The sequence below is a fragment of the Micrococcus sp. IITD107 genome, assembly GCF_041927415.1.
GTDB classification, from domain to species: Bacteria; Actinomycetota; Actinomycetes; order Actinomycetales; family Micrococcaceae; genus Citricoccus; species Citricoccus terreus.
In genome coordinates this window covers 270,222-280,299 of the sequence record NZ_JBHFFN010000004.1, presented here as the reverse complement: position 1 = coordinate 280,299, position 10,078 = coordinate 270,222, and the positions used below count along the sequence as shown (strand labels likewise).

The window sequence follows — 10,078 nt, the reverse complement described above, 5'->3', positions numbered from 1 at the left end:
CTCCATCATCGCATTGTCCAGGCCATCTCCCACGGTCCCGAACGAGGGCAGCAGTCCCGCGGAGCGGATCTTCTGCGTGAAGACCCAGGAGGTGAACTGGACTCCGTGGTCTGCGTGCACGATCCCTCCGGGCCCTGGCTGGCGTGCACGGATTGCCATGTCCAGAGCGTTGACGACCAGGGTGGAGTCCTGATTGGAGTCGATGGCCCAGCCAATGATTTTGCGGCTGCAAGCGTCCAAGACCGCGGCGCAGTAGACCTTGCCTTCGCGGGTGGGATGCTCGGTGATGTCGGTGACCCACAGTTCGTTGAGTTCGAGGCGATGGAATTTCCGGTTGACCAGGTCGTCCGCTGTGGCGACCCCCTTGAGTCGCTTGATGCGGGCTGGGCCTGGCCCTGTGCGGTGCGGCCCTGACCGTCCTCACGCTGGTGGGATGGGCACGACGACGGCGCCGCGAGTCCGCGGTGGAGCGCACCTTCCGCGAGGGCTGGTTCCAGTTGGCTCGGGTCATCCTGGACCACGAGATCCTGGGGGTCTCCTTCCTCACGGTGCCCGAGGGACACCGCCCCCACGGGTTCACCCAGGCCTGGGAGCGGATCCGAGAGCAGGCGCTGCGGTCCGCCCGTGCCGAGGAACAGCTCGCCCCGCAGGTCGCCGATCCCGGCCAGCGGGGGTTCGACCTGGTGGAGGAGGATGTGGACGACTTCACCGCAGACGTCCGCGACCTGGCCGCCGACGCACAGGCTCTGATGCAGTCCAGCCGGGTGCACGGTCAGCAGGTCGGCGGCGGCACCGTCCTGGACCGGGTGGCCCAACCACTCGTCAGCAGGGTCCGCAGCCTGCAGTCCCGGCTCCACCTGGCGCCTGAGCGCACCGTGGACCGTCCCGCCCAGGACGAGCTGCAGTCAGCTCTCGATCACCTCCTGGCCCTCGTCCAGGAGTGGACCCCGGACACCGGATCTGAACAGAATCCCCACCACGCGGCGAGGGTGCTGCGCGACTGGGAGCGGGCGGAGGACCGGCTGGGCCGGGCCGTGCTGGCCGTGGCCGAGCAGATCGAACGGCTCCCCGGGGCCGAACCCGCCGGGGCGAACACCGCTGACCGTCTGCCCTACGAGCTGGGCGTCCTGTGCGAACAGCTCGGATTGGACCCGGAGCCCGGCGGCAATCTGATGGTGAACCTGGGCCGGGCCGCGGCTGCCGCGCAGAGTCATCTGGGGCCCGCCCGGACCTGGACGGCCCGGGTGCGGACGATCCTGCCCAGACCTCGGACGGTGAGGTGGACTCACTGCGCACGCTCCTCGCCCGGGAGATGGCCACCTTCGCCGAGATGCACCCGCCGGTGCAGGGCCGGGAGCTGCTCCGGCGCGGACCCGGAGACCGGACGGGCGCAGGGCCTGTCCCGGTGGGGGTGGATCTCGGCCGTCGCGATCTGGGGGACCCTGGCGGGGCTCCCCGCTCTGATGGTGGCCGACCGACTCTTCGACTATCCGGCCTGGGACCCGCAGTTCAACCCGATCGAGCACAGGGCCAGCATCACCGGGCCACCGATCGACCAGGGGATCTACACCGTCATCCTGTGGTTCGGGATCACCGCGCTGCCCCTGGCTCTGGTGGCGTTGGCGGAGGAGACCGCCGGCCTGTCCGCCGGCGCCGGACGGTTCACGCAGGGCGGGGCCGACCTGCGCACCGCCATGGCCGAGCTGGAGAAGCTCATGCTCGGGCTGGACGAGTCCCGTCTCTCCGCCGTGGCCGTGCTCGGTGCCGGACCGGCCGGCTCCCCGCGCGAGGCCGAACAGCGCGTGTACGAACGGGCCCTGGTCGCCGCCTGGCGTGAGGCCGAGGCCATCGAATCCCTCACCGTCTGCGAACGGATGCGCCCGGCCACCACCGCACGCATCGAGGAGCTCCAGGCAGCCGTCCGGCAGATCAGCGCCCGCGAGTCCCTGGTGCAGGACCGGGCCGAGGCTCTGCTGCGCTCCGCACGCGAGTCCTGACACGGGGCTGAGCCCTGAACGTGTCCGTCCCGCCCAGTACGCTGACACCAGAGACGAACACTGCAGCCGAGGGGGCGAGCATGCACCGCACCAGAACCAGCCGGGCCACCGCGGGACTGATGGGCGCCGTAGCCGTCCTCACCCTCTCCCTGCTCAGCGCGCACCCGGCCAACGCCTCGGCCACCGCTGAACCCACCAGCTCTCCCCAGCCCACCCAGCCCTCCGGCCCGGCCTACCCCACCATCACCCCCACGGAACCCGGACCGCCGAATCTGGAGGAGGGGGAGCGGGAAGTCCCCAGCGTCACCACGCGCACCGAGCACCTGGACCTGGCGATCATGGACGAACTCCAGGGCGAGATCGACGCCGAAGCCCTGGTGGCCGCCGTCGGGAAGCTGGAGATGGGGCAGCGCCGCATCCTGGTGGCCATGGACCGCGAACCAGCCGGAAGCCCCCACGCCCGGTCGCTGGCCGGGAGCATGATCCTGATGGTCCACCCGGAAATCCTGCGCGATGACTGGCTGGACGTGGAGCATGGTGGTCACCTGGTCGGCGAGGACTGGTCCATCATCACCGTGATCCTGCCCCAGACCCCCGGATCCGGACCCGCGGACGTGTTCTTCCAAGAGGGCACCAAGGTGGACCTGGACGGGACCGCCGAAGAGGTCACCGCCGCCATCGCCTCCGCGGGGGAGGACCCGTTCGCGCAGGGCGACTACACCGGCGGGATCGAACGGATGATCACCACCGCCGTGGACCGCACGAGCATCCAGCCCAGTCCGTGGCCCTGGCTCCTCGGGGCGCTGGGCGCCGTGGTCCTGCTCATCCTGGGGTGGCTGGGTGTGCGCGGGCTGATGCGCAGCGGCGCGGGGCAGCGCCGCTACCGCCAGGCGGTGGCCAGCGGACAGGACCTCACCGAGCTGCTCGGGGAGGAGTCCCGGCCCCGGATGCGGCGGCTGGAGCGGATGGCTCAGGCGCCGGCCAGCATTCTGGCGCCTCTGGAGATTCCCGACGACGGCACGCTGGGGGCGCTCGACGGCTCGGCTTTGCCAGGGGTCGGGGCGGTGCGCGGGGTGGTCCGCGGCCGGCTGGAACGCCAGCTGCACCGACTGCCGGCCACCCTGGAGCAGGTGGAGCAGCGGGCGGTGCAGCGCACCATCGCCCCGGAGGACGACCATGAACTCGCCGCGCGGCTGGACTACGCGGCCGAGGCCTACGAACGGCTCGGCACTGTCCTCACCCACGGGGTGGCGGCGGACCCGGTGGTGGTGAAGATGATCATCTCCGCCCATCGGGCCCGGCTGCGCGATCTGAACCGGCTGGCCCAGCAGCACCGGGTCAGCGGGTTCCGCAGCGGCCCCGAAGCCCTGCAGATGGTGGTGGATCACACCCACGAGTTGGACGAGGTCAGCGCCATCCTGGACCGCGAGGTCGGCCAGGGGCAGGATCCCGCGGGGTCCGGGCTCAGCGGGCTGCTGCGCCGACTCCGCGGCCGCCAGGACGAACCCTCTGAGGCCGCCGCGCACCCCGGAGTGGTGGCCGGACAGCTGCTGGACCGGCTGGAGGCCATGCGCGTGGACGCCGAACGGGTGTCCGTGGCCCTGGTGGTGCAGGGCGGGGAGGACGTCCACCTGCGCCGGGACGAGGACGTCTGGGAGGCCTCCGACCCCCTGGTGGACCTGCACCGGGCCGAGACGTTGGAGACGGCTGGCGGTCCGGCGTCCCGGGGGCGGTCCCGGGGCCGGCGTGCACGGCGGGGGGACCGCACATGAAGTCCAGTCAGAACACCCGGGTGCTGGGCTGGACGGCAGCCACGCTCACCGCCCTGACCCTGGGAGCCGGAGCGGCCGGGGCGTTCACCCTGACCGCACAACCTCAGCACGCGGTCCAGATCCAGGTGGAGGAGGGACTGCCGTACAACATCTCCGAGCAGACCGTGCAGGCGGCGCTCGGGGAGGATTCCGTGCCTTCCTGGCGGCCGTTGACGCTGCGGGTGACGGACAAGTTCATCACCTACGGCCAGATCTACCGGGGTGCCGAGACCGAGGCTGACCTGGTGCTGTCCATCCCCACGCGCGAAGCGGACCCCGAGGCTGAGGCCCGGTTCGACGGGGTCGGCCTGAACCAGGTGACCCTGGGCGCCCTGTCCGACCCCACCCGGTCCCGGTATGACATCCACGAGGCGTTCACCGGGAACCGGGACCTCGGCCACGGACCCTCCGCGGTGGTGGAGGCCGCCCGCACGGCCGGCGAAGAGACCTACCGGGGGCTGCCGCGCTCGATGTGGCTGTGGATCGGGCTGCTGACCGGCGGCGGTGCACTGTCCCTGGTGGCGCTGACCCTCTGGGCCCGGCTGCGGCGCCAGGACACCGCTGTGGAGCGGACCTTCCGGGCCGGCCGGCTGGACGTGGCCCGGGTCATCCTGGACCACGAGGCCCTGGAGGTCTCCTACCTGGCCGTTCCCGAGGGGCAGCGACCACCCGGATTCGAGCAGGCCTGGCGGCGGCTCCAGGAGGAGGCCCTGCCCCTGGCCCGGCGCGAAGAGGGACTGCTGCTGCGCCTGAACTCCACCGACCCGGCCCTGCGCGAGGGTCTGGCCGCGGACATCCAGGACTACCGGGACTCCGCCCGGGAGCTGGCCGAGCAGGCCCACGCGCTGGAGCAGTCCGGGCGGGTGCACGCCCGGCTGGAGGGCGGCGACACCGTGCTCGATCAGATCGCCCAGCCGCTCGTCTACGCCTCGCGGACCCTGCTGGCCCGGCTCGCCGAGGCCCCCCGCCGGACCCTGGACGCGCACACCTCCGCCGAACTGGAGGCCGCGCACGCCGACCTGCTGGGCCAGATCGAGGCCTGGGGGCCAGCCGCAGAGGAGGCCACCGGCGACGGGGCGAAGGGCTCCGCGGACCGGATCGGCGGGAGCTTCCAGCAGGACTGGCAACGGGCCGAGGAACGCCTGGGCCGCGCCGCCGAGGCCGTGCGCCAGCAGCTCGTCCGGTACCCAGGGGCCCGAGACTCCTCCGAGCTCGCACCCCTCCCCGGACTGGAGGGCACCCAGGCTCTGCGGGACAGTCTGGGACTGAACTCGGCACCGGCGCGGGACGCACTGGCCAGCCTGGCGCGCGCCCACGGTGCCGCCCGAGCACTGATCGGCCCGCACCAGGACCTGGACACCGCCACTGCAGTGTCCGACGACGGCCCCCTGCCCGCGGTGACCTCCTGGATCGATCGCCTCGGCGAGGGGGCAGCCCCCGGTGGGCGCCGTCGTCGGGAAGGGAATGCGTGGTTCCACACCACCCGCGGTGACGACCGTCCGCGGCTGTCCCGCCTGACCTGGCTGGTGGCCGCCGGGGGAGCGGCTGTGCTCACCCTGCTGCCGGCACTGATCATCGCCGAATCCGTCACCCGTGCCCCCGGATGGGAGCTGACCGGGGACCAGCCCGTGGACGCCGTGCAGATCGACGGGCCCGAGCTGGGGGACCTGAGCGAGGAGGGCATCCTGCGGTTCGTGGACGGGGCGTTCGTGGAGCCCGTGGACGTGACCGTGGCCGTCCGGGACGCCGAGTCCTACCTGGACCGGACCGGTGAGAGCACCGAGCTCAGCTACGAGCTGGATCCGGCCGCCACCGTGGAGGCCCTGTGGCGGTTGAAGTCCGAGTTCCCGGAGAAGGTGGATGAGCGCACCGGCGAGCTACTGCCCGGGACGGTGATCGTGCCCGTGATGGTGTGGGAGGAGGACGTCTTCAGCGTGCTGTATCCCATTACCGGGGCCGTGTCCGAGGGGGAACGGAGCAGGTTGGCGCCCCACGCCTACGAGAGGGACAGCACCCGGATCTCCGACGGGAGCCTGGTGGACGTGCGGGTGGGCAGCGAACTGGAGAGCGTGGGCCGAGGGCTCCAGTCCAATGGGGCGGACCGGCCCGAGGCGAGCGAGGGGGTGGTCGCCGTCGTGCTGTGGGTGGCCTTCACCGCGGGGCTGCTGCTCCTGCTGGCGCTGGTGGAGACGCTGGCCGGACTCTCCGTGGGCGCCGGACGGTTCGGGCGCGGCAGCGCCGCCCTGCGGCGGGTCAAGGAGTCGCTGGAGAAGCTCATGGTCGGACTGGACGAGTCCCGTCTCTCCGCTGTGGCGGTGCTGGGTGCGGGGCCGGCGGGTTCACCGCAGGAGGCCGAGCAGCGGCTCTACGAGCGGTCCCTGGTGGCCGCCTGGCGCGAGGTGGAGCAGATCGAGTCCCTCTCCGTGGCCGAGCGGACCCGGCGGGACACCCAGGAGCGGATCGAGGCACTGCAGCGTGCCGTGGCACAGATCCTGGCCCGCGTGTCCGATGTGCAGGCACGTGCGGACGAGGTGCTGCGCCAGCGGCGGGACTGACGTCTGCACCACAACTGGAGGTCAGTTATCACGCGCATGAGCCCGAAAAGCAGCCGATGAGAGTGATAACTGACCTCCAGATGCGAAGTGAGGGCGGCGCCTACTTCTTCCGGTACAGCGCCTTGCGCTGGTACCGCGGCTCGGAGGTGACCAGGACCCCCAGCGAACGGAAGATGCCCTCGTCCACCGGACCCAGGATCGTGGTGGTGTGGACGTCGCAACCCTGCAGGTTGGCGAGCTGACCGAGGGCGCGGCGGGCGTCGTCGTTGGTGGAAGCCGAGACGGACAGGGCGATCAGCACCTCATCCGTGTGCAGCCGCGGATTGCGCGAACCCAGGTGCTGGGTCTTCAGGGTCTGGATCGGCTCGATCGACTCGGGTGAGAGCAGATGCACGTCATCGTCGATCCCGGCCAGCTGCTTGAGCGCGTTCAGCACCATGGCCGCCGAACACCCCAGCAGCTCCGTGGTCTTGCCCGTCACGATCCGCCCGTCTGCCAGCTCCATGGCCGAACCCGGCTCACCGGTGCGCTCCTCCACGGCCACGGCAGGCCCGACGACGGCCCGATCCTCAGGCGTGCATTCCGCCTTGGCCATCACGATGGCGATGCGTTCGGAGGCATCCGCGTCCCGCTCGGACTCCCGCTCCTCCACGAGCGCCTTGTAGTAGCGGCGGATGATCTCCTGACGGGAGGCGTCCCGGCAGACCTCGTCGTCCACGATGCACCGTCCCACCAGGTTCACGCCCATGTCCGTGGGGGACTCATACGGGGAGGAACCGGTGAGCTGGATCAGCAGGGCCTTGAGCAGCGGGAAGACCTCCACATCCCGGTTGTAGTTGGTGGCCTGCTCGCCGTACGCGCTCAGATGGAACGGGTCGATCAGGTTCACGTCATCCAGGTCCGCCGTGGCCGCCTCATACGCCAGGTTGACCGGGTGCTCCAAGGGGAGGTTCCAGATGGGGAAGGTCTCGAACTTGGCGTACCCGGAGGCCACCCCGCGCTGGTGGTCGTGATAGATCTGCGAGAGGCAGGTGGCCAGCTTGCCCGAGCCCGGACCCGGCGCCGTCACCACGGTCAGATCGCGCGTGGTCTCCGAGTACTCGTTCTGCCCGAAGCCCTCCTCGGAGACGATCCGCGCCGTGTCCTGCGGGTATCCCGGGATCACCCGGTGCCGCGCGACGTTCAGGCCCAGCCGGGTCAACCGCTCCCCGAACGCGTGCGCCACGTGGTTGGACTCCTCCAACTGGGTCATCACCACGTGCTCCACCAGGAACCCGCGCTCGCGGAAGACATCCACCAGGCGCAGCACGTCCTCCTCGTAGGGGATGCCCAGGTCCGCGCGCACCTTCTGCCGCTCCAGGTCCTTGGCGTTGATGCACACCATGATCTCCAGCTCGTCCGCGAGCCGCTCGAGCATGGCGATCTTGTTGTCCGGCGTGAACCCCGGCAGGACGCGGGAGGCGTGGAAGTCATCGAAGAGCTTGCCGCCCATCTCCAGGTAGAGCTTGCCGCCGATCTGTTCACGCCGCTCGTGGATGTGCCGCGACTGCAGCTCGATGTACCGCTCCCGGTCGAACCCGACCGGCCGTGCTGGGCCCGTGAGGTGAGGCGCGGCCTCCGCGGCGGGGTCAGTGGGGGTCTGGACGGCGGGGGAGGAAGGCTGGCTGCTCACCCCCACCACGGTAGTCCAGGTGGGTGGGTCACCGAGGGTGAGATTCCCGACGACGAGCATGTACTAATAGGTCCGTGCTCGGTAGTATTGATGCATGTTGACCACCGGAGAGGTCGCAGTGCGACTCGAGGTATCGGAGCGCGAAGTCAGGCGTCTTGCCGCGCGTGGAGTGCTGTCTTCAAGGCGGATCGGCGGTGCGCATGTCTTCGATCCCGCTGACGTGGCGAGAGTGGCGCGACAGTCCCGCAGCCCGGGCAGGCTGTGGTCTGCGCGCACTGCCTGGGCGGCCCTTGAACTGCTCACCGGACTGGACACGGACTTGGTGGATCAGCCTCGGAGGTCCCGGCTCAAGCAGCGGCTGCGGAGCCTTGACCCAGAGCGGCTCCACCGTCTGGCCGCCCACCGAGCGGAGGTCTTTCGGTTTCACGCCAGTGAGAGAGGTGCGTCTCGCCTGCGCCAGAGGGTGACACCCACTGGCGTGAGCTCCCTCGAAGATGATCACGAGGCGCGTCAGTTCGGTCTGGTGCAAAGCGCCGAGTCACGGCGAGTCGATGGCTACACCCGTGGCCCGCTGGATGACATCGTCAGGCGGTGCAGGCTCGTGTTGAATGCGGGAGGCAATGCGACGGTGCGGGTTCTGCCGGTCGGCCTGAAGGTGGATCATCTTCTGGGGACGCTGCCCGTGGTCGCCGTGGACCTGATGGATTCCGAGGATGTCCGGGAGCGAAGCAGTGGTCGAGACATGCTGGAGAGGTTGACCCATGAACTCTGATTTCGGTCGACCAGTCGTCCCCGTGGACGGCGGTCATTGGCCGTTTCCCTGGCCCGCCGTCTTCGAGTTGGAGAACACGGTCGGCAGTCAGCACTGGTCTCTCATCGGCGGGCTGATGGTCCAGCTGCACTGTTATGTCAACGACATGGAGCCGACCAGGGCCACCACGGACATCGACACGCTGGTTCACGTGGAGATCGAGAACCAGGGGAGTCTCAATGCCTTGACATCAGGGCTGCGGAAACTCGGCTACACAGCGGTGCCCAGGCTCGACTCACGTCAACCAGTGCATCGATTCCGGCGAAAGGACGGTGCTGGAGAGACGCAGGTCGATTTCCTGGTGGCCGACCACGTTGCACCACGGGTGCTGGACCGGCTGCGACCTCCGACGCCGGTGGAAGCACCCGGAGGGACCAACGCACTGTCTAGGACTCAAGTCTTTGAGGTGACTCATGAGACAGGGATGTCTCGCATCTCCACACCTGACATCGTCGGTGCACTGGTCCTCAAGAGTGAGGCGTATCGGGTTGACTCGCGTGACAGAGAGCGGCATTTGATGGACGCGGTCACCTTGGCCCTCCTCCTTGATGACGAGAACTCAGGGCCACCGCTGCACGGCACGGCTTCTCGACGCATGAGGCGACTGATCAGGCGACTTGATGACCCACGAGCCTGCGACCGTGCCGGACTGAACCGGGACGATGTGAGCGATGCGATCATCGCGCTGGAAGACCTGCTGGACAGGTAGACCCGGTCAGCCTCCCCTGCCCCTTGTCATCCCAAGGTCAGTTATCACCCGCAAGCGCCCGATTTCGGGGGCTATGGGGGTGATAACTGACCTGCAGGTGCCGTGGAGAGAGGAGTGCGCCGCAGGGCCACGGCGCAGACGACGGCGACGGTCAGCTCCAGGGCGATGATGCCCACCATGAGCCAGCCGCCCTCACCGTGCCCGGCGGCAGCACCGTGCCCGTGATGTCCACCCGTCAGTCCAGGCGGTCCTGCCAGCAGCGCGCCGTGCAGCACGGCCATGGTGACGGCCATCGCCCACAGGTGCATCACCGGCGGACGATGGAACCTCCGCCCGGAGCGCCACACATGCAGCGCGCACAGCGCACACCACCCGGTCATCACCACCATCAGCGTGGTGATGACCGGATCGTGGTGTCCCATGGCGAACATGGCCACGTGTAGGGGGACCGCGGCCAGTGCCAGGGTGGCCGCTGACCGGGCCGCCCAGGTCCGCGAGGGTGCACTCATGGTGAGGTGGGCAC

7 protein-coding genes and 2 pseudogenes are annotated in these 10,078 nt (G+C 69.8%); 6 read left to right on the top strand and 3 right to left on the bottom strand.

All coding sequences use genetic code 11. The annotated features are described in order from the left end of the window. Nucleotides 1-393: pseudogene (locus ACEXHE_RS09570) on the bottom strand (transposase); the annotation flags it as partial. A gap of 35 nt (nucleotides 394-428) precedes the next feature. Between ACEXHE_RS09570 and ACEXHE_RS09565 the strand changes: the two are divergent. The 3 genes from ACEXHE_RS09565 (at nucleotide 429) to ACEXHE_RS09555 (ending at nucleotide 6,363) form a co-directional block, all read left to right on the top strand. After that, nucleotides 429-1,997, top strand: a complete 1,569-nt coding sequence (locus ACEXHE_RS09565; protein WP_356967499.1) for a hypothetical protein — start codon at nucleotides 429-431, stop codon at nucleotides 1,995-1,997. Between the two features lie 80 nt (nucleotides 1,998-2,077). Then, the gene (locus tag ACEXHE_RS09560) at nucleotides 2,078-3,769 is read left to right on the top strand and encodes a hypothetical protein (RefSeq protein WP_356967497.1); all 1,692 of its coding nucleotides are present in this window, start codon (nucleotides 2,078-2,080) and stop codon (nucleotides 3,767-3,769) included. Beyond that, nucleotides 3,766-6,363, top strand: coding sequence for a hypothetical protein (locus ACEXHE_RS09555; RefSeq protein ID WP_374785626.1), 2,598 nt, complete (start codon nucleotides 3,766-3,768; stop codon nucleotides 6,361-6,363). Before ACEXHE_RS09560 ends, ACEXHE_RS09555 begins: the two co-directional genes overlap by 4 nt. A 100-nt stretch (nucleotides 6,364-6,463) precedes the next feature. On the opposite strand, the gene ACEXHE_RS09550 is transcribed toward ACEXHE_RS09555, so the two are convergent. Further along, the gene (locus tag ACEXHE_RS09550) at nucleotides 6,464-8,035 is read right to left on the bottom strand and encodes a DUF1846 domain-containing protein (protein WP_374785625.1); all 1,572 of its coding nucleotides are present in this window, start codon (nucleotides 8,033-8,035) and stop codon (nucleotides 6,464-6,466) included. 94 nt (nucleotides 8,036-8,129) lie between these two features. On the opposite strand from ACEXHE_RS09550, the pseudogene ACEXHE_RS09545 reads away from it, so the two are divergent. The 3 genes and pseudogenes from ACEXHE_RS09545 to ACEXHE_RS09535 form a co-directional block, all read left to right on the top strand. Beyond that, a pseudogene (locus ACEXHE_RS09545) lies at nucleotides 8,130-8,264 on the top strand (helix-turn-helix domain-containing protein); the annotation flags it as partial. 249 nt (nucleotides 8,265-8,513) lie between these two features. Beyond that, nucleotides 8,514-8,807: a hypothetical protein gene (locus ACEXHE_RS09540; protein WP_356967618.1), complete on the top strand. Its 294-nt coding sequence runs from the start codon at nucleotides 8,514-8,516 to the stop codon at nucleotides 8,805-8,807. Continuing rightward, nucleotides 8,797-9,555 (top strand): hypothetical protein, encoded by a 759-nt coding sequence (locus ACEXHE_RS09535; protein WP_356967491.1) that lies wholly within the window; start codon nucleotides 8,797-8,799, stop codon nucleotides 9,553-9,555. Before ACEXHE_RS09540 ends, ACEXHE_RS09535 begins: the two co-directional genes overlap by 11 nt. A gap of 71 nt (nucleotides 9,556-9,626) precedes the next feature. On the opposite strand, the gene ACEXHE_RS09530 is transcribed toward ACEXHE_RS09535, so the two are convergent. Beyond that, entirely contained in the window at nucleotides 9,627-10,064 is a 438-nt protein-coding gene (locus ACEXHE_RS09530) for a hypothetical protein (protein WP_374785624.1), read from the bottom strand. Nucleotides 10,065-10,078 lie beyond the last annotated feature (14 nt).

What these genes read in the sequence shown, in the direction of transcription:
- ACEXHE_RS09560 (WP_356967497.1), top strand. Translation starts at nt 2,078, where the DNA reads ATGCACCGCACCAGAACCAGCCGGGCCACCGCGGGACTGATGGGCGCC.
- ACEXHE_RS09555 (WP_374785626.1), top strand. Translation starts at nt 3,766, where the DNA reads ATGAAGTCCAGTCAGAACACCCGGGTGCTGGGCTGGACGGCAGCCACG.
- ACEXHE_RS09535 (WP_356967491.1), top strand. Translation starts at nt 8,797, where the DNA reads ATGAACTCTGATTTCGGTCGACCAGTCGTCCCCGTGGACGGCGGTCAT.
- ACEXHE_RS09530 (WP_374785624.1), bottom strand. Translation starts at nt 10,064, where the DNA reads ATGAGTGCACCCTCGCGGACCTGGGCGGCCCGGTCAGCGGCCACCCTG.